The 20,374-nt window shown below is 39.7% G+C and carries 15 protein-coding genes and 1 pseudogene; 6 read left to right on the top strand and 10 right to left on the bottom strand.

Features of this window, described 5'->3' with window-relative positions; all coding sequences use genetic code 11:
* Window positions 1-40 precede the first annotated feature (40 nt).
* A complete protein-coding gene (locus MTF66_RS06390) occupies window positions 41-982 on the bottom strand; it encodes a sodium-dependent bicarbonate transport family permease (RefSeq protein WP_054561675.1) in 942 nt (313 codons plus the stop codon).
* Between the two features lie 109 nt (window positions 983-1,091).
* On the opposite strand from MTF66_RS06390, the gene MTF66_RS06385 reads away from it, so the two are divergent.
* Window positions 1,092-2,042: a LysR family transcriptional regulator gene (locus MTF66_RS06385; protein WP_054561674.1), complete on the top strand. Its 951-nt coding sequence runs from the start codon at window positions 1,092-1,094 to the stop codon at window positions 2,040-2,042.
* A 17-nt stretch (window positions 2,043-2,059) separates the two neighbouring features.
* On the opposite strand, the gene MTF66_RS06380 is transcribed toward MTF66_RS06385, so the two are convergent.
* The 3 genes from MTF66_RS06380 to MTF66_RS06370 form a co-directional block, all read right to left on the bottom strand.
* Window positions 2,060-3,202, bottom strand: coding sequence for a GGDEF domain-containing protein (locus MTF66_RS06380; protein ID WP_248526790.1), 1,143 nt, complete (start codon window positions 3,200-3,202; stop codon window positions 2,060-2,062).
* Window positions 3,203-3,283: 81 nt separating this feature from the next.
* Window positions 3,284-4,177 (bottom strand): TIGR01777 family oxidoreductase, encoded by an 894-nt coding sequence (locus MTF66_RS06375; protein ID WP_062564533.1) that lies wholly within the window; start codon window positions 4,175-4,177, stop codon window positions 3,284-3,286.
* 89 nt (window positions 4,178-4,266) lie between these two features.
* Window positions 4,267-5,565 (bottom strand): diguanylate cyclase domain-containing protein, encoded by a 1,299-nt coding sequence (locus MTF66_RS06370; protein ID WP_248526789.1) that lies wholly within the window; start codon window positions 5,563-5,565, stop codon window positions 4,267-4,269.
* A gap of 216 nt (window positions 5,566-5,781) precedes the next feature.
* Here MTF66_RS06370 and MTF66_RS06365 point away from each other — a divergent pair.
* The 3 genes and pseudogenes from MTF66_RS06365 to MTF66_RS06355 all read left to right on the top strand — a co-directional run bounded on the left by MTF66_RS06365 (window position 5,782) and on the right by MTF66_RS06355 (window position 11,488).
* Window positions 5,782-7,800, top strand: a pseudogene (locus MTF66_RS06365) (ATP-binding protein).
* Window positions 7,801-7,921: 121 nt separating this feature from the next.
* Entirely contained in the window at window positions 7,922-9,190 is a 1,269-nt protein-coding gene (locus tag MTF66_RS06360; protein ID WP_248526788.1) for a PotD/PotF family extracellular solute-binding protein, read from the top strand.
* A 9-nt stretch (window positions 9,191-9,199) separates the two neighbouring features.
* Window positions 9,200-11,488 carry an ATP-binding protein gene (locus MTF66_RS06355; protein WP_248526787.1) on the top strand — a complete coding sequence of 763 codons (2,289 nt, stop codon included), beginning with the start codon at window positions 9,200-9,202 and terminating at the stop codon, window positions 11,486-11,488.
* A gap of 100 nt (window positions 11,489-11,588) precedes the next feature.
* On the opposite strand, the gene MTF66_RS06350 is transcribed toward MTF66_RS06355, so the two are convergent.
* Window positions 11,589-13,811 carry an NADP-dependent isocitrate dehydrogenase gene (locus MTF66_RS06350; RefSeq protein WP_248526786.1) on the bottom strand — a complete coding sequence of 741 codons (2,223 nt, stop codon included), beginning with the start codon at window positions 13,809-13,811 and terminating at the stop codon, window positions 11,589-11,591.
* Window positions 13,812-14,243: 432 nt separating this feature from the next.
* Window positions 14,244-14,459 carry a cold shock domain-containing protein CspD gene (cspD, locus tag MTF66_RS06345; protein WP_036968098.1) on the bottom strand — a complete coding sequence of 72 codons (216 nt, stop codon included), beginning with the start codon at window positions 14,457-14,459 and terminating at the stop codon, window positions 14,244-14,246.
* A 209-nt stretch (window positions 14,460-14,668) separates the two neighbouring features.
* Here cspD and clpS point away from each other — a divergent pair, with 209 nt between their 5' ends.
* Window positions 14,669-14,977, top strand: a complete 309-nt coding sequence (clpS, locus tag MTF66_RS06340; protein ID WP_161804337.1) for an ATP-dependent Clp protease adapter ClpS — start codon at window positions 14,669-14,671, stop codon at window positions 14,975-14,977.
* A gap of 71 nt (window positions 14,978-15,048) precedes the next feature.
* Entirely contained in the window at window positions 15,049-17,313 is a 2,265-nt protein-coding gene (gene clpA, locus MTF66_RS06335) for an ATP-dependent Clp protease ATP-binding subunit ClpA (RefSeq protein WP_248526785.1), read from the top strand.
* Between the two features lie 174 nt (window positions 17,314-17,487).
* Here clpA and infA read toward each other — a convergent pair whose 3' ends face one another.
* From infA to trxB, 4 genes are all read right to left on the bottom strand, one after another.
* On the bottom strand, window positions 17,488-17,706 hold the full coding sequence (infA, locus tag MTF66_RS06330; protein ID WP_002962494.1) for a translation initiation factor IF-1: 219 nt from the start codon (window positions 17,704-17,706) through the stop codon (window positions 17,488-17,490).
* A 90-nt stretch (window positions 17,707-17,796) separates the two neighbouring features.
* A complete protein-coding gene (locus tag MTF66_RS06325; protein ID WP_058585186.1) occupies window positions 17,797-18,501 on the bottom strand; it encodes an arginyltransferase in 705 nt (234 codons plus the stop codon).
* Entirely contained in the window at window positions 18,494-19,210 is a 717-nt protein-coding gene (aat, locus tag MTF66_RS06320; RefSeq protein ID WP_248526784.1) for a leucyl/phenylalanyl-tRNA--protein transferase, read from the bottom strand. The genes MTF66_RS06325 and aat overlap by 8 nt, the downstream gene beginning before the upstream one ends.
* A 105-nt stretch (window positions 19,211-19,315) precedes the next feature.
* Window positions 19,316-20,266, bottom strand: a complete 951-nt coding sequence (gene trxB / locus MTF66_RS06315) for a thioredoxin-disulfide reductase (RefSeq protein WP_054551466.1) — start codon at window positions 20,264-20,266, stop codon at window positions 19,316-19,318.
* Window positions 20,267-20,374: the final 108 nt, after the last annotated feature.

Here is a 20,374-nt window from a genome sequence, read left to right as displayed (position 1 = left end):
GTAAAAAATCTCATGCATAAAGTGATAGTTAGCGAATCTTTTAATTCATATACAATGCTATTTGATGATACAAGCCAATTCCTAGTAATACATTGAAAGGAAAGGTAATGCCTAAAGAACATAACATGGCTAAGCCTATATCAGCATCAGGAATCGCTGCTTTAATAGCCGCTGGAGCAGCAATATAAGAGGCACTAGCAACTAGGCTTGCTAATATTACTACCGAGCCCAGTTCGAGTTGAAGGGCAGTACCAACACAGACGCCGATAGCACCCAATAGGTTAGGTGTTATAAGTGCAAATAATGCTAAACGCCAATGATGCCATGGAATAGGGCGCAGTGTTTGTGCGGCCATTAAACCCATTTCTAGCAAGAATAACGCTAATACAACTTTAAAGCTGTTTGTTAAAAGGCTAGTTACTTGGCTGCCTTGTTGTGTGCCGTACATCATGCCAATAATTACACCACCTACAAGCAGAATCACGCTTTTGTTAGTCAGTGTTTCATGCCATAGCGCTTTGAGTGATAGGTTTTGCCCAGACCCATTTCCAAGACGGCGGAATAGTAATAAACCAACGATGATTGCAGGTAACTCAAGCATTACTAAGTAAAGCGTGACTTCAGCACCTACATTAAGTGAGTTCGATTCGGCATATGCTAAAGCAACGGCGAATGTACCTGCACTTACAGAACCATAGTGGGCGGCAATACTTGCGCTATTAGCAACAGAGAGGTTTAGAAGTTTGTTTAAAACAGGGTAAAGCATTAAAGGTATTAAGCCGCCAAGCAGTAACACAGCGCCCATTTCGGGTAAGAGTTGCCAATGTAAATTGCCATGTAGCACCATGCCGCCTTTTAAGCCAATGGTGAGCATCAACAATAGGCTAAGGGTTTCATAGGTTGCTTGCGGAATTTTTAGGTCAGAGCGAAGTAATCCGGCTGTGAGTCCTAAAACAAAAAACATTACAACAATATCAGGCACTTTGTTCTCCTCTTGATTAAAAGCGCCGCTATTCTAGATAAAAATTCACATAGTAAATAATTAAATAAGTGATAGTATCTTATAGATAATCATCTATAGGTTGGGTTTTATGGACTTAAGACATATTTCTTTTCGCTTACTAGAAGTGTTTATGTGTGTGGTAAAAACGCGCTCTATCAGTGAAACAGCAAGGCAGTTACACTTAACGCAACCAACGGTTTCGCAACAAATTAAACGCTTACAAGAAACAGTTAATGAGCCATTAGTGATGGTTAATCAGCAGCGAATACATGTTACAGAAGCGGGTTTTGCGTTGTTTCAAACATGTCAGCAGGTGTTTGGTCATTTTGATGATTATCAAGATTACTTAGCTGAGCTTAGAGGTGGAGAGCGCGGGCGCTGTAAAATAGCCATGGTTAACACCGCACAATATATTTTGCCTAAGTTACTCGGCCCGTATAGTAATTTACATCCGCACGTTGAATTGCCACTAGAGATTGGTAATCGTGCTGAGGTGCTTGCCCGATTTGAAAGAGGCGAAGACGATATTTATGTATTTAGTCACCCCCCTTCGTTAGAACACGCAAAAGCGGGGCGGTTTTTACAAAATCCTTTGGTATTTATTGCGGCAAATAACCATAAGCTTGCGAGTAAAAGTCATGTAACTTTACATGACTTAGTGAGTGAACGTTTTTTACTTCGCGAGCCAGGTTCAGCTACGCGAATGCTGTTTGAAAGCGAGCTACAAAGCCGAGGTTTTGTCCTAAGCAACACAGTACAAATGGCGAGTAACGAGGCTATTCGTGTTGCTGTTGGCTCAGGAATGGGGCTGGGGGTGGTTTCGCGCCATGTATTGCCACCTCACGATACGAGTTTTTGCATGCTAAATGTTGAAGATGTGAATTTGGCCAGCCATTGGTATTTTGTGGTGCGCACCGATCGCCATTTATCACATGCGGCGCGCAACTTTTTAAAATTTGCCCAACTGAACTTAGAACAATGCTTAGATAAACAATGGGTGACCAATGAGCTAAGCCAGCTAAATGAGAGCTTAAATTAAACTAACAAGTTGTTGCGTTAAAATGCCATGGTCACAACCTGATTACGGCCATTTAATTTTGCTTTGTATAAGCCTTTGTCGGCTTCTGCCAGTAACTCGTTAACATTATTGGTGCCCGATTTATGGGTGATGATGCCGATACTGATAGACAGGTTTATTTCATGGTCATTGTGCACAAAGCTATCATTATGAATGGCTAAACGAATTCGCTCAGATAAGATTTCTCCCTGAGCTTGGCTAGTATTAGGTAATATTACTGCAAACTCTTCACCGCCAATCCTAGCCACTAAATCGTGCTCACGTAGCTGGCTTTTAATCTTTTTAGCAACCCACTTAAGTGCTTCATCACCCGTTTCGTGGCCATGCTGATCATTAACTCTCTTGAAAAAATCGATATCTATCATCAAAGCGCAAAGTTTTGTTAGGTTGTTGTTTGCTTGTTCTAAATAATTGTTACTAACGCTAATAAACGCTCGACGATTCAATAGACCTGTTAGCGAATCACGATTAGCAAGGTCACTCAGTACCTGCTCATGCTCTAAGAACATCATTAATGGCCAGATCATGGCGGTTAGTGTGGTAATAACAATATGGCTTATGAGAATAACAGCTAATATTTGTTTCAAGTCTGTTTGCAACAAACCTAGGTAATCACTAAGTAGTAGTGAAAACTGGGTTACCATAATCAAAGCGTGAATGACGAAACACAACTTGAGTAATACTAAATGCATAATGCGTTTAACATGCAACTTCCTTAGCGCGAAAGCTGCATAGCTAAAACATGCTGCAATTATGGCTGTTGTTATTAACTGGCTAAATGGTGAATCATAAGCAAGGAGTAATATTACTGCAGCTGCAACTAACACATATGCACATTTATTTTGACATTTTTTGTCTGATTGACTGTAAGCATGAATACCTAGTATGGCTGCTAAGGGAGCTGAAATTATCAGTAAATCAGCTAGATAATGTGTAATTAGAGGAAGGTCGATAAAAATACGCAAAGAAGCTGCTATTTGTGCGCCTACAAATATGAGACACGAGCTACCCCAATATAAATAACTTAATTGTTGTCTTAGAAAATACAAAGACAATAAGAACGACCCAATAATCACATTCAATAAAATTGAGATGCTGATTATGGTGGGTAAATGCATCATGACTTTCCCTGAAGAATTACTCGACTAAAATCTATTTAATTATTATGTATTAGTTGGGTATTAGCAACCCGTACATTGTAACTATAATTTCAGGCTTTCTAATGCCGGCTTCAATGTTGGATAGTGGAAGCGGTAATTGTGACTAAGTAGTTTATTCGGAAGCACAAATTGACCATGAAGCAGAAGATCAGACATTTCTCCCATCATCAATTTTAAAACCCAGCTAGGCATACGTAGCATGGCAGGTCGCGAAATCACACTCGCGAGTGTTTGACTAAATTCATTATTATCAACAGGGTTTGGCGCAGTGGCATTGACAGGCCCGTGTATCTCTTGATGTGAAAGCACAAAAAGGATGAGTTGGATCATGTCGTCAATATGGATCCACGACATTCCTTGTTGACCATGACCTACTGGTCCACCCAAGCCAAATTTAAAAGCAGGCAGCATTTTACCTAAAGCACCACCTTGCTTAGCTAGTACGATACCTGTACGAAGTAAGCACACTCGAGTTTGGTCAGATTGTGCTTTCGTCGCTGCATGCTCCCAATCACGGCAAAGAACATGGCTAAATTCAGGATAAATATCATTAAAGCTTTCATCAATTGGCTGGTTTTCTTGACGGCCATAAAAGCCAATCGCACTGCCAGAAATAAAGGTATGAGGCGGCGATTCACAGCGACTAATTGCTTTAGATATCTGTAAAGTAAGATTGATCCGGCTATTCAGCAAAGTGCGTTTTTGCGACTCGCTCCAGCGCTTGTTGACGATTGGCTCTCCAGCTAGATTAATGACAGCGTCAACCTCTTCAAAGTTAACTTCATCGAGTGATTTAACAGTGTGTACTTGATGAGTCAGTATGACCGCGGCTTGAATAGGGTTGCGTGTTAAAACAGTAACCTTGTGGTGATTCAATAAAAAAGGGCACAAATGTCTACCAATGAGGCCTGTTCCACCTGTTAATAAAATATGCATAGTGCTGCCTTAATTAATATCTGTGTGTATTTTTTATACATAGTGATGGTGGTTTTTGCAAATATATACGTATAAAGCAGTAATTTAGATTAGTCTTCTTGATTGTGGTTGTTGTAAATATGATAGCTATTTTTTAACTCATGTTTAGCGTGATACATTGCTTGATCAGCTAATCTCAGCAATTCTTGGTGATCTAGGCTGTGATCTGGAGCAAGGGCTACCCCAATACTTAATGAAATATTTAATGTGAGCTGTTCAAGTACAAATGGGTTATCAAAACGTGCCAATAGATGCGTGATCATGGCATTAATGTGTCTGTATTTAGCGATATTATGTGTAATTATGACGAATTCATCTCCCCCATAACGATACACATCATCATCGGCTCTAACTGATGACGTAATCCGTTTTGCGGTTTCAATAAGAACTTGGTCACCAATTAAATGGCCATACTCATCATTGAGTTGTTTAAATTTATTTATATCTATAAATATAACAGCAAGTTTTTTGTCTTCAGAGCAAGTAGTAATGGCTAGCTTCAATGCAGGCTTTAAGTCTGTGCGATTTAAAACGCCTGTTAGATGATCATGACTAGCTTGAAAATTTAACTTACTCGTTCGCTCATAAACGATGTCACTCATGCGTGCAAAGCGTTTTAACACATAGCCAATTTCATCATGGCTACTAATCGTCAACGTTTTTGCTTTTTCGCCTTTTTCTATTTGATCAGTGTTTTGAATTAATAACTTAAGAGGTTTAAAAAGCTTTGCATTGATATAAAAAGCGCAAAAAACTAACAAGATGAGCATTAATGGTATTTGCAAAGTTACGAAGCGAGTTATAAATAGTCTGTTTTTTTGGTAGTCAGCATTTTGCTGTTCTAACTTGGCAAGCTCAGTATTTTGAAACAGTAAAATATGCTCGCGGATCTTGTCCATATACTGTTTACCCTCATTCGTTAACACAATCGCTTTAGCTTCTTTGAGGGCATATGGCGTGCCTTGCATTACAAGTGTGACAGTTAACGCTAACTCTGCTAATTTTTTGTCGACCAGCTCATCAATTTCAGTAAGAGTGTCTTGTTGTTCGGGGTTATTTAGCGTTAGCTTATTGATAGTCAAAAAATGTTGTTTAACTTGTTCAAGTGCTGTGTAGTAGGGTTCTAAATAGTTGAGGTCTTGAGTTAATAAATAACCACGTTGCCCAGTTTCTGCGTTCGTTATTTGATTGTAGAGCTTTTCAGATTCATCGAGAACATCATGAGTATGGATCACCGCCTCAAGCTTAGCCTGACCTTGCTTATCTAATACATAGATAATGAAGGTATTGGCTACCACCACTAAAAAAATAGAGGAAAGTAGAAGGATAAATTTAGCTCTCAGCGACATTAAAATAGTAGTAGCCTAAAATTATTAGCTCTTAGTTGAAAAGTATTGACCAATCATCGAACTTTGCCAATTTATCAACAAAAAACGGCTGTTTTAATGCTATCTCATGATGTTTTTAATGAAATTTGGTTCTTTTGCCTGTTTTAAGTGTACGCTCAGTAATTTATTGATATGCTAACTTGAACTAGATGCAGTTTTAAGTGACAAGGAGTGACTGTGAACTTTCTGCGCCAATTCCACGATATAGTATCTAATCAAGAAATTGATTTTTCCGACAAAGTAATCAAGTTACTAGAATTTGGTTTAGAGGTATTTGATCTCGAATTTGCGATTGTGAGTCAAGTTGATGACAAGCTCTATACAGTCCTTCATGTGGTAGCGCCAGATAATGCAATCCCGGTTGGTACGCAATTCGATATGGAAGGTACCTATTGTGCGCACACCTTAGAAGCTAATAAAGCGCTTTCATTTCATCATGCCTCAAATAGTCGGATTGCACAGCACCCTTGTTATGTAAATTTTCAACTCGAATCTTACATTGGCGCGCCTATTTTTGTTGGCAAAAAGGTGTTCGGCACAGTTAACTTCTCAGCGCCTAAAGTATCAAAACCTTTTAGTGAAGAGTCTCACGATTATGTAGAGTTATTTGCTCAGTGGTTAGGAAACGAAATAGCACGCAATGCTTCTTCAGAACGGTTAATAAAAAAGAACTATATGCTGGCGCAAGTTGAAGAAGTTGCTCGTATAGGTTCTTGGGAGCTCGACTTGCTAGAAAATAAGCTGTACTGGAGCAAGCAAACTAAAGCCATCCATGAAGTGCCAGTTGACTATTCTCCAAACCTTGAAACGGCTATTGAATTTTATAAAGAAGGTGAAAGTCGTGATGCAATACAACAAGTAGTCCAAGAAGCAATTGAGCATGGTAAAGATTGGAATATTGAAATTTAGCTCATCACAGCGAAAGGGAATCCTGTATGGGTTTCAACGTATGGCGAAGCAGAATTTGAAAATGGGCAATGCGTCCGTTTAATAGGTACTTTTCAAAATGTTACGAAAGAGGTGTTACTTCGCGAAGAGCTTAAAAAGCAAAAAGCGGATGCTGAGCGTACACTTGAAGACCGAAGTATCTTGCTGGCTAAGATTAGCCATGAACTACGCACGCCATTAAATGGCATTACAGGCATGCTAACGACTTTACTTTATGAAAAGTCAGAGCAAAAGCGAGAAGAAAAACTCAAAGTTGCCCTTCGCAGTGCAGATATCTTATTAAATATAATCAATGAAGTGCTCGATTTTTCAAAAATAAATCATGGTGAACTGAAATTAGAGCCTAGTCACTTTTTATTAAAAACAATTTTTGTTGATTTAGCGTCTTTGTACTTACCTTTATATCAAGAAAAGAATCTTAATTTTGACGTCGATATTGATATTAGTGAAGAGTGTTGGACTTACTGTGATAACACCCGACTCACTCAAATTGCGTCTAACTTACTGAGTAATGCTTTAAAGTTTACCGAGCAAGGCACTATTAAGTTATACGTATCTGCTAGGGTTCAAAATGACGATGTCATCTTGAATTTAAAAGTTTCTGATACGGGCATAGGCATGACAGAAACCTTTATGAAGTCACTGTTTTCACCATTTACCCAAGAGCTAAATAAGGACCGTAAAAAAGGTGGCACGGGTCTTGGCCTTGCAATAGTGAAGGAGCTCATTGATTATATGGGAGGCACAATAAAGGTCAGTAGCGAATTCCAAAAAGGCAGTTGTTTTGATATTCAACTACCTCTGAAGCTAGGTCAGCCACAATCACATGATACGCTCCATGCTTCTGATATCGACTTTTCAGCCTTACCTTTATCGATACTGGTTGTTGATGATAATCAAATAAACCGCTTTGTATTAAAAGCACACCTAGAAAAATTAGGTTTATCAGCTGATTATGCCTACGATGGTATTGATGCGATAAATAAGTGCAAACAAAATAGCTATAACCTGATTTTTATGGATTGTGTAATGCCTGAAATGGATGGTATTGAAGCAACCCGTATTTTAAGAGATGAGCAAATTTGTCCTCCAGATAAAACTTTTATTATTGCTCTGACAGCCAATACCTCTGCAGATGATAAAACTGCTTGTAAACAAGCTGGAATGGATTTATTTGTTTCAAAACCTGTTAAAAACACGGCCATTGAACAGGCAATTGCGACTGCAAAAGAGCATTTTTTAATGTAAGTGGCAGTGGTTTTTGGCAGCTCGGGGTAGAAAAATTATAGAAAGGTAAATGAGTAGTTATTTTAGGAAATTTTCAAATTTAACCTATACTTTTACGGGTTTAATATGTTGGAAATACTAAATGGGCTACTCAGATAACCGCCGAGACTTTTTAAAAACATTAGGTGTTGGTGCTGTGGCTTCAACACTTGCCTTCAAGGCTCCTTATGTGTTTGCTAAAAACACGCCCACAATTAGGGTTATGGGGACCCACGTAACTCTACAAGAAGAACTCAGGCAAAAAGCCATGCTTGAGCTGGGTATTAATATTGAATTTACCCCAATGGGCAGTGCTGCGGTTTTGCAAAAGGCAGCATCAGACCCAAGTAGCTTTGACTTATATGAGCAATGGTCAGATTCAATTAATATTCTCTGGCAAGCAGGTGCTATTCAACCTATCGAAACAGAGCGGTTAACATATTGGGATGAAATCAATCCACTCTCTAAAACAGGTAAAATTGTGCCTGAAGCGAAGTTAGGCGCTGGTGACTCACCCAACAAACTTCTTTACGTGCAAGCAGATGGAACGCTTGCGACTACACCAAGCGATGCAATTAGTTTTTTGCCCTACGTGCATAATGTCGACTCGTTTGGTTACAACACTCGGTTCATAGAGAAGGGGATTCCTTACCAAACTGAGTCTTGGTCTTGGTTACTCGATGAAAAGAATAAAGGTAAGGTTGCGCTTGTTAATGCGCCAACAATCGGTATTTTTGATGCAGCCTTAGCTGCCGAAGCGCAGGGGCTGATGAAGTTTAAAGATATGGGCAATATGAGTATTAGCGAAATTGACCAGCTATTTGCAATTTTACTGCAAAAGAAAAGGCAAGGTCATTTTGCTGGCTTTTGGACTTCGGTACCGCAGTCGGTCGACTTTATGAAAATGAAACGCGTCACTATTCAAAGTATGTTTTCGCCCGGTGTTAGTGCCTGCAAAGGGCAAGGTATCCCGGTTGTTTATGCTTCACCCAAAGAAGGTTATCGTGCTTGGCACGGGGTTATGTGCTTATCAGCTAATACACAGGGACATGTTAAAGATGCTGCCTATGAATACATGAATTGGTGGCTTTCTGGCTATCCAGGCGCATTTATCGCAAGACAAGGTTATTACATTTCTAATCCTGAGCGGAGTCAGCCTCTTATGTCAAAAGCAGAATGGCAATATTGGTATGAAGGGCAAGAAGCATCCATAGATTTACGCGGAACAGACGGCAAAATATCTGTTCAAGCGGGTCAAGCTCGTGATGGAGGAAGCTATATCAAGCGTTTTTCGAATATAGCGGTCTGGAATACGGTAATGCCGAATTATGATTATAGTTTAGATAAATGGTATGAGTTGTTGAACTCATAAGGAGCTACATTGCTAACCATTTTTTCTAGGTCTTTAGCAGCCAAGGTGTTATTGGCATTGACACTCGTTTTACTTGTAATGGGGGCGAGTTACTTTGTCTTGAACAAGCGATTACAAAGAATTGAAACATCTTTTAACGATATAAGCCGCATTAGTAATTATGCCGTGGGTATACTTCGTATAAATAAAGATATTGTTGAAATGCAGCGTGATATTTCAGTTTATGGATTCTCAGGCAGTAAAACCGTATTTAGTAAAATAATAGAGAACTTTGAAAGTATAAAAGCACGTTTAGAAAGTGTTGATTTGAAAAGTGATGAACTTGAAAGCCAAGTCTATTTAAATTCAATGACGCAGCTGATTTCACGGTACGGTGAAAATCTAAATGTGCTTGCCAAGCGTTATGAAATAAAAACAGAGCTCACTGACGTTGAGTTACCGCAAATCTATTTAGCAGCCATTTATGAATTAACCAACCTCAAGTTAACTGCGACTACCAATGAAGAGAAATTGGCTATCACTGAACATCTCAATGTATGGCATGAATTACATCGTGATGCCTCTTTGTTTCTTGCCAAAAAAGATTATTCTAAAAGAGCAGCGGTTAATAAGGCGCTGACTATTTTATCAAATCAGTCACAAACCAACACTGATCTAAGTAATAGCCGTGAACATGCTAAAACATATAAACAGGCTTTTTCGAGAGGCGTGCAGGCTAACCGAAACTATTTAAGCTTGGTTAATGTTGTTATGGCTGGCGATGCTATAGAGTTCAGTACCCTTGCAGATAAACTAAGAGAGCAATCCCTAGCAAAATTGCAAAAGATTAAAAGTGAAGCGCAAGAAACAGTAATAAAAACAGATCAAACTCTGCGTTTTCTTGCTGTTGGTGTAGTTATCTACATTATCGCGCTTGCAATCTATTTCCATCTTCATATATCGCGTGCAATTACACGTTTAACCACAAGTTTTCAATACTTCTTAGCTGGTGATTTATCAGCTCCTATTTATGATTTAAAGCGTAACGATGAAATTGGTGTGCTTGCAACTGCGGCAGATAGATTTCGGGTTTTAAGCCAAGACCTTACCCAAGCCAAGAAAACGGCAGAACACACCACCAAGGTGAAATCAGAATTTTTGGCAAATATGAGCCATGAAATTAGAACCCCTATGAATGGCATTTTAGGAATGGCGCGGCAGTTGAGTCGTACAAGTTTGTCTCATGAACAAATGAAGATGCTTAATATTATACAATCTTCAGGGGCAGGTTTATTGGTAATCATCAACGACATTTTAGATATAAGTAAGATCGAAGCGTCTAAAATTGAGCTGGAGTCTGTGCCTATACATTTAAATTCGCTACTAGATGAGTTACAGCATTTATTTAAAGAGCAAGCCCAAAGTAAGCATATTAAGTTGAATATTTCTGTTGCTGAAGAGTATCAACATTGTGTTTTCTTAGCTGATGAAGCCCGTCTAAAACAAGTGTTGATAAACCTTATAGGGAACGCAATTAAATTCACCGAGAAAGGCAGTGTGACGCTCAACGTAAGAATTAATGAGCTAGGCGGCGATGATCTGAGCATCAAATTTAGTGTGATTGATACAGGAATAGGTATAGCAAAAGAAAATCTCGGTAAGCTATTTGAAGCGTTTTCTCAAGCGGATACTTCAATTACACGGCGCTTTGGTGGGACAGGGCTCGGACTTGCTATCTCAAGTAAATTACTAAATTTGATGAATGCTCCTTTGCAGGTAGAAAGTGATCTAGGGCAGGGTTCTTGCTTTTATTTTGAGTTAAAAACAACACAGGTTATTGAGCACTCTGAGTTTGAAACCGAAATTCAGCAAGAAAGCGAAGAGGAACAAGTCGACTTTTCATCACTACATGTACTTGTAGTCGAAGACAATGATATTAATCAGGTTGTTATCGAAGCTATGTTAAATGAGTTTGGAATAAGCTCTATAAAAATAGCAGGGGATGGCGAGCAGGCTGTTGTGCTATGTAAGCAACATAGTGGGGAAAATAATCTGCATAACAGCTTTGATATTATATTTATGGATATGCAGATGCCTGTACTTGATGGCCCGCAAGCAACAATACGCATAAGAGAAATGCCAGAGTATAAAGCGACTCCTATTATTGCCTTAACGGCCAATGTGCTTGAAACAGATAAGCAACGATGTTTTGCCGCAGGAATGAATGATTTTGTTGCCAAGCCGATTGACTACCAATGTGTTAAAACGGTTTTACTAAAGTGGTCTAGAAGTGAAGTGAGCGCTACGAGTGACTGCTAAAAATTGATTTTAAGTTGCTAAAATAAAAAAGAGTTACCTCTTTGGTGGTAAACACACACTGAGGTAACTCTCTTATAGCTAATTAATTAGGTTAAATGAATTAAACCAGTTTAGCTAGGATGTCATTAAATGTTGAGCTTGGACGCATTGCTTTGAATGCTAACTCATCATTTGGTTGGAAGTAACCGCCAACACTCATTGCTGGACCTTGTGCATCGTTTAATTCAGTAACGATTTGGTCTTTTTGAGACTCAAGATCAGCAGCGATTTGTGTGAACTGTGCTTTTAATTCCGCATCATCATTTTGTGCAGCAAGTTCTTGTGCCCAGAATAATGAAAGGAAGAAATGCGAACCACGGTTATCAATCTCTTTCACTTTACGTGAAGGTGATTTGTTTTCAGCTAGGAAAGTACCTGTTGCTTTGTCAAGCGTATCAGCAAGAACTTGTGCTTTCTTATTACCAGTATTAACTGCTAAATGCTCTAAAGAAGCCGCTAGCGCTAAGAACTCACCTAATGAATCCCAACGTAAGTGGTTTTCTTTTTCGAACTGTTGAACGTGCTTAGGTGCTGAACCACCTGCACCTGTTTCGAATAAGCCACCACCATTCATAAGTGGTACGATTGAAAGCATTTTAGCACTTGTACCAAGCTCAAGAATTGGGAATAAGTCAGTTAGGTAGTCACGTAATACGTTACCAGTTACTGAAATAGTGTCTTTACCTTCTTTGATGCGCTCTAATGAGAACTTAGTCGCTTCAATTGGTGCTAAGATGTGGATCTCAAGACCATCAGTATCATGTTGTGGTAAATACGCGTTTACTTTTTTGATTAGCTCAGCATCGTGTGCACGGTTTTCGTCTAACCAGAAAACTGCTGGCGTGTTAGTTGCGCGAGCGCGATTAACAGCAAGTTTAACCCAATCTTGAATTGGTGCGTCTTTCACCTGACACATACGCCAGACATCACCTTGCTCAACAGCATGCTCAAGTAAAGTTGTACCAGCTGTGTCAACTACACGGATTGTACCAGCAGCAGCTACTTCAAACGTTTTGTCGTGTGAACCGTACTCTTCAGCTTTTTGAGCCATAAGACCAACGTTAGGTACGCTACCCATAGTTGTTGGATCGAATGCACCATTTTCTTTACAGAAATCGATAGTTGCTTGGTAAACACCTGAGTAACAACGATCTGGAATTACAAAGCTAGTGTCTTGTAATTTACCTTCGCTATTCCACATTTGACCGCTAGAACGGATTGCAGCAGGCATTGATGCATCGATGATCACATCACTTGGTACGTGAAGGTTAGTGATACCACGGTCAGAATCAACCATTGCAATAGCAGGGTTGTTGTCGTATACCGCTTGGATATCAGCTTCGATTTCAGCTTTCTTAGCTGCATCTAGGCTTTCGATTTTTGAGAATACATCACCAAAGCCGTTGTTTACGTCAACATCTAGTTCTTTGAAAAGATCAGCGTGTTTTGTGAATACGTCTTTGAAGAACACTTTTACAGCGTGACCGAAGATGATTGGGTCAGACACTTTCATCATAGTTGCTTTCATGTGTAATGAGAACAACACGCCTTTGTCTTTTGCTGCTTGAATTTCTTTTGCAAGGAAAGCTTGAAGCTTAGCAGCACTCATGCGAGAAGCGTCAATTACTTCACCCGCTAGTAATGGTGTGCTTGCTTTAAGAACTGTAATGTCACCATTTTCAGCAACATGCTCGATACGTACGTCAGTTGCTTCTGCAACAGTCACTGATTGCTCAGAACCGAAGAAGTCACCTTCTTCCATGCTAGCAACGTAAGACTGAGAATCTTTGCTCCATGCACCCATTGAGTGTGGATTGTTGCGAGCGTACTCTTTTACTGAACCTGGAGCACGACGGTCTGAGTTACCTTCACGAAGTACCGGGTTTACAGCAGAACCTTTTATTTTGTCGTAAGTTGCTTTAACTTTCTTTTCTTCATCAGTTTTTGGCTCTGAAGGGTAGTCAGGTAATGCGTAACCTTTTTCTTGTAACTCTTTGATTACTGCACGTAGCTGAGGAATAGAAGCACTGATATTAGGTAACTTGATAATGTTGGCTTCAGGTGTTTTAGCCATTTCACCTAACTCTGCAAGTGCATCATCAATACGTTGATCTTCAGTTAAGTACTCAGGGAAGTTTGCAATTACACGGCCCGCTAATGAAATATCGCGAGTTTCAACTTCAACACCCGCAGCGTTTGTATACGCTTGGATGATTGGTAACAATGAATACGTCGCAAGAGCTGGCGCTTCATCTGTTTTAGTATAGATAATTTTTGATGTCATCATCATTCCTAGATAGTTGGCGTAATGTTTGGTAATGACTGCTAGCAGTAACCCTTAATTAGCCATATTCAACAATGCAATAGATAGCCTTGAATCACCAAGCTTAAGTGCCTTGATAAAACAACAGCAAGCAGTCTGTTAGCTGTTGTAACTCAATACATAGTATTAAAATAACCACAGCTGACAGACTGTAAAATTCTTATAGCTCAAATAAGCAAATTATGAAATTAGCCAAAAGCCTTACGTCAAAATGACGAAAAAGCTAAATTTAAGCAACAAGAGTGTAACAAGCTTGGCTCTAAAGGGCTAATAACAATTAAACAATTGGGGTAAAGAAATGGAATTTCAAGGGAAGTGAAAGATATATTTAAATGAGAAGAGTAAGCGAGGATCTTAACAAGGTCGCTCGCTTGATACTCGAATAGGTATTACCTAAGAGATTTCATCGTTAGGCGCAATATTCGTTGCGTGTAACCCTTTTGGACCTTGTTGCAATTCGAATGTTACATCTTGACCAGCTTTAAGTGTTTTATAACCGTCCATTACAATCGTTGAGTAATGAGCGAATATATCAGTCTCGCTGCCGTCTTCTACGATGAAGCCAAAACCTTTGGCATTGTTGAACCATTTGACTTTTCCACAAGCCATACTTCTACATCCTTCTATAAGTTGACTAATTTAGTTATTCTAAACCGTGTAATTTGCTAGACTGACTAATGATTAATCAATCTATATTTGACTGTAGTTTATTTAGCCAGTCAGTCAAGTGTTTTAGACTATTTTTTAACAATTTATTTATTTTTTTATTCAAGTTTGCTTGAGTTCTAAAGACAAGACTATATTTAATTATGAGTGGCATGAAAGATTCTGGTGTTATTGAAACAGTTCGCGATAGTGAAAAGCAAAAATTGCAACCACCGCGAAAATATAAAGTCATTTTAAATAATGATGATTACACGCCTATGGACTTTGTGATAGAAGTACTAATGACGTTTTTTAATATGGATAGCGATAGAGCAACAGATGTGATGCTTCAAGTTCATCATAACGGTAAAGCAATTTGCGGTGTTTACAGCGCCGATGTAGCTCATACCAAAGCTGAACAAGTTAATCGTTACGCACGAGACAACGAGCATCCACTGCTATGTAGTTGTGAGCAGGAATAAATACCAAGGTAGGGTGAACCAATTAGCCCGTCACAACGGTATATAAATATTATCTCAGTAAGGGGTTGCCAATGCTAAACAAAGACTTAGAACTAACCTTGAATGCGGCGTTTCGCGAAGCGAGAACACGCCGTCATGAATTTATGACCGTCGAGCATCTTTTACTTGCACTGCTCGATAACCCTTCTGCTGGAGAAGCGCTAAACGCCTGCGGCGTTGATATGGGCGCATTAAAAGTCGAATTATCAGATTTTATTGACGAAACAACGCCGGTTATTCCTGATCTTGAGGAAGACAGAGAAACGCAACCGACGTTAGGTTTTCAGCGCGTATTGCAGCGCGCTGTATTTCATGTGCAATCATCTGGCAAAAACGAAGTAACTGGCGTTAATGTGCTAGTGGCAATTTTTTCTGAGCAAGAAAGCCAAGCTGTTTATTTACTTAAAAAATCAGATGTTAACCGTTTAGATATTGTTAACTTCATTTCGCATGGCATTTCTAAAACAGATGATGATATCGGCGGTGAAGACCACGATGACATTCATGAAGAAGTACAAGAAGTGCAAGGCGAAGAGCCGACTAAGCTTGAAAACTTTACGACTAACCTGAATCAGCAAGCGATTGATGGCAATATTGATCCATTAGTGGGCCGCGACAACGAAGTTGAACGCACTGTACAAGTGTTATGTCGTCGTAAGAAAAATAACCCGCTCTTGGTTGGTGAAGCTGGTGTGGGTAAAACAGCCATTGCTGAAGGCCTAGCTTATCGCATTGTGAACAAAGAAGTACCTGAAGTGATTGCCGATGCAGTGGTTTACTCACTCGATATGGGCGCATTATTAGCGGGTACTAAATACCGTGGTGATTTTGAAAAACGTTTTAAATCGCTACTTAAAGAGTTACAAGCTAAACCAGGTTCAATTTTATTTATTGATGAAATTCATACCATCATTGGTGCCGGTGCAGCATCGGGTGGTGTAATGGATGCATCGAACCTAATTAAACCGCTACTTTCGAGTGGTAAGCTGCGCTGCATGGGCTCAACTACTTATAACGAGTTCAAGAATATCTTTGAAAAAGACCGTGCGTTAGTGCGTCGTTTCCAAAAAATTGATGTGCTTGAGCCAAGTGTGGCTGATACCACGAAAATTCTTAACGGTTTAAAAGAGCGTTACGAAGAGCACCATGGTATTCGTTATACACAAAAAGCATTGAAAGCAGCTGCAGAACTTAGTGCTAAATATATTAATGAACGTCACTTACCAGACAAGGCTATTGATGTTATTGATGAAGCAGGTGCTAATCAGCGTTTACAGCCCGTTTCTAAGCGTAAGAAAACAATCGGCGTGGCTGATATCGAGCTAATTATATCTAAGATGGCGCGTATTCCTCAGCAAAGCGTTTCATCTAGCGATAAAGAGACGCTTAAAAACCTTGACCGTAACTTGAAGATGCTGGTGTTTGGTCAAGACCAATCAATCGATGCGTTGACTTCAGCAATTCGTTTATCGCGCTCAGGCCTTGCTAACGAAGATAAACCAGTGGGTTCATTCTTATTTGCAGGCCCAACAGGGGTTGGTAAAACAGAAGTTACTAAGCAGCTTGCTAAATGTATGGGTGTTGAGTTTATTCGCTTTGATATGTCTGAATACGTTGAACGTCATGCGGTCAGTCGTCTAATTGGTGCACCTCCTGGCTATGTAGGTTTTGAGCAAGGTGGTTTATTAACTGAAGCGGTAATTAAAAACCCGCATGCAGTTGTGCTACTGGACGAAATTGAAAAAGCACATTCAGATATTTACAACATTCTACTGCAAGTAATGGATCACGGTACGCTTACTGATAACAACGGTCGTAAAGCAGATTTCAGAAATGTTGTATTGGTGATGACTACGAATGCGGGTGTTCAAGAGACTGTACGTAAGTCGATTGGCTTTACCGAACAAGACCATTCTCATGATGCAATGAGTGAAATCAATAAAGTGTTTTCACCTGAGTTTAGAAACCGCTTAGATAATATCATTTGGTTTAATCACCTTGAGAAAGAAATTATCTTACAAGTGGTTGATAAGTTCATTGTTGAGTTACAAGCGCAACTTGATAAGAAGTCGGTTAACCTTGAACTTACATCCAAAGCAAGAGAGTGGTTGGCAGATAAAGGCTACGATAAAGCGATGGGTGCACGCCCGATGGCGCGTGTTATCCAAGATGAGCTTAAAAAGCCGCTGGCAAATGCAATCTTGTTTGGTGAACTAGCCGATGGTGGTTCAGTTAAGGTATCGGTTAAAGACAAGAAAATCCATTTTGACTTTGAAGATAGCCTAGAAACTGCTTAAGTTGTTTTTAGCTGAAAACAAAAAGCCCAGCAATTGCTGGGCTTTTTGTTTATTAAATGGAATTAAAACTAAGTTAGTTTTAACACCATTTAACAAACGCTTTTAGCTCTTTGTAATAAACACACCTGCTCATTCAAAGCAGCAAAAAGCTAAATCTCTCGTTAACGCACTAACTTAGCGAGCACGGAATACGATGCGACCTTTCGATAAATCGTAAGGAGTCATTTCTACGGTTACTTTGTCGCCAGTTAAGATGCGGATGTAGTTTTTGCGCATTTTACCAGAGATATGAGCCACAACAACGTGACCATTTTCTAGCTCAACTCGGAACATTGTATTTGGTAAAGTATCAAGGACCGTACCTTGCATTTCGATTACGTCTTCTTTCGCCATGTTTAGCGTAACACCTCTTTAATAGTTAAACGCTGCAGATTTTGCCGAAAATACAGCAATAAGTAAAGCTACAGGGCTCAATTTTGTAAATTAAATCGCCAACCACTCGTCGCCAATGTGCTTTTGTGCAGGCAAAAATTGGGTTTTATATTTCATTTTAGTGCATTCGTCGATTTGGTAACCTAAATAGACAAATTGTTTTGCTTGTTGTTTTGCAAATTTAATTTGCTCCATGATCATGATGCTACCAATACTGTATTGCTCATAATCTGGGTCAAAAAAGGTATAAATCGCTGATAGGGCATTGGTCATGCAGTCGGTTACCGCAACAGCAACTAATTTATCGCCATCTCTTAACTCTATGAACGTAACGGGTAGCCACTGGCAAAACAAAAAGCTTTCGTACTGACTTTGATCAGGCGGAAACATTGAACCATCTTGATGCCTTTGCGTGATGTATTTGCAATATAACGGGTAATATTCTGCGCGTTCGTATTCACTATAACTGACTGTGAAAACCTTATTTGCTTTATTTATTTTGCGCTTTTGTGATTTTGAAGGGGTAAATTGTTGGGCCAAAACACGCACTGAATTACAGGCATTACAAATAGGGCAATGTGGACGATAGATTTGGTCGCCACTGCGTCTAAAACCCAATGCTAATAACTGTTCAAATTTATCAGGGCAATAACAACTTGGATCAAGTATAACAAGTAGTTGCTCCTGACGGTCGGGTAAATAACTGCAATCAAATTGCTGGCTTAAACCAAGCCTAGCGGGTAAGTGCTCAGTCATAAATATTAATCAACTCTTGTGGTTGCCACATATCTTTTTTAGGCACATAACTGTGCGCTAATTTAAGTCTAGTTAAAAATTCTCTGCGTGGGATAACTTTTGCACCTAAAGTGATTAAATAAGGGTTTTCTAGTTGGCAATCAATAAAATGGGCTTGATGTTTCTTAAGCCAATTAACTAATGCCCACATAGCCAGTTTTGAGCCATTACTGACTTGATGAAACATTGATTCACCACAAAATATGCCGTTTTGCATAATGCCATAGAGACCAGCAACGAGTTCATCTTGGTGCCATATTTCGAGGCTATGAGCCAAACCCTGATGGTGGGCTTCAATGTAGGCATGCATCATTTGCTCAGTGATCCAGGTACCTTCTGCATCGATACGTTGCTCACGACAGGCATTGATAACGTGGGCAAATGCGTGATTAATAGTGACACGTACAGGAAAACGCTTTAAATGCTTTTTTAAGCTGCGACTAACATGAAATTCACTAAGCTCAATAACACCACGCATGCTAGGTGACCACCACATAATAGGCTCATAGTCACTAAACCAAGGGAAAATCCCCGTGTTATAGGCATTTTTAATGCGCTCAACTGATAAATCCCCGCCAATTGCCAACAGGCCATCGGGCTCATCAAGGGCGAGTTCTGGGTCTGGAAAATCAACAGTCTCGGGGGAGAGTTGGTATAGTTGCTTGATCATATCAGCGTATCGTTGTTATTTGCTCTGATTTTAACAAAAATTTAGCTATAAAAAAGGGGCTGTTTTACAACAGCCCCTAGTATTTAGTGCTTTAGATCAACTATTTTATAGGTTATCTAAGAAGCGTTCTGCATCAAGTGCAGCCATACACCCCGTACCTGCAGATGTGATTGCTTGGCGATAAATGTGATCAGACACGTCACCTGCAGCAAATACACCTGGTACGCTTGTTTGTGTTGCGTTACCGTTTAAACCAGACTGAACGACTAAATAGCCGTCTTTCATTTCTAGCTGACCTTCAAACATGTCAGTGTTTGGCTTATGGCCGATTGCAATGAATACACCCGCAAGATCTAAGTTTTCTGTTTCTTCAGAATCAGTTGCTTTAATTCGGATGCCAGTTACGCCCATTTCATCACCAAGTACTTCATCCAGAGTGCGATTGTAATGTAAAACAACGTTACCGTTTTCAGCTTTTTCTTTTAAACGATCTGCTAAGATTTTCTCACTGCGGAAGCTGTCACGACGGTGGATAACGTGAACTTCATCAGCGATATTTGATAAGTAAAGTGCTTCTTCAACAGCAGTGTTACCACCGCCCACAACCGCTACTTTTTGACCACGGTAGAAGAAACCATCACAGGTTGCACAAGCAGAAACACCACGACCTTGGAAGTTAGTCTCTGATTCTAAACCTAAGTATTTAGCCGACGCGCCTGTTGCGATAATTAATGCATCACACGTATATGTGCCTGAGTCACCAGTTAAAGTGAAAGGGCGCTTTGAAACATCAACTTTATTAATATGATCAAAAACAATTTCAGTCTCGAAACGTTCAGCATGCTCTTTCATACGGTCCATTAATGCAGGACCTGTTAAGCCATGCGCATCGCCTGGCCAGTTTTCAACTTCAGTGGTTGTCGTTAATTGACCACCTTGCTGAATACCAGTGATAAGAACCGGGTTAAGGTTGGCACGTGCTGCGTATACCGCTGCCGTATAGCCTGCTGGGCCAGAACCTAAGATTAATAGTTTACAGTGTTTTGCGTCACTCATGGTTTTTCCTAAAAACGTTTCAATACGATGTTTATGCGCCCGATTCTAAGAAAAACAAGGCGGATGTAAACAAAAGCCCTGATTATTTTTTTAGTCAAATCGCTAAGC

Source organism: Pseudoalteromonas sp. 2CM39R (assembly GCF_023161845.1).
The sequence above is the reverse complement of the archived record's forward strand: the minus strand, read 5'-3'. Positions and strand labels throughout refer to the sequence as shown.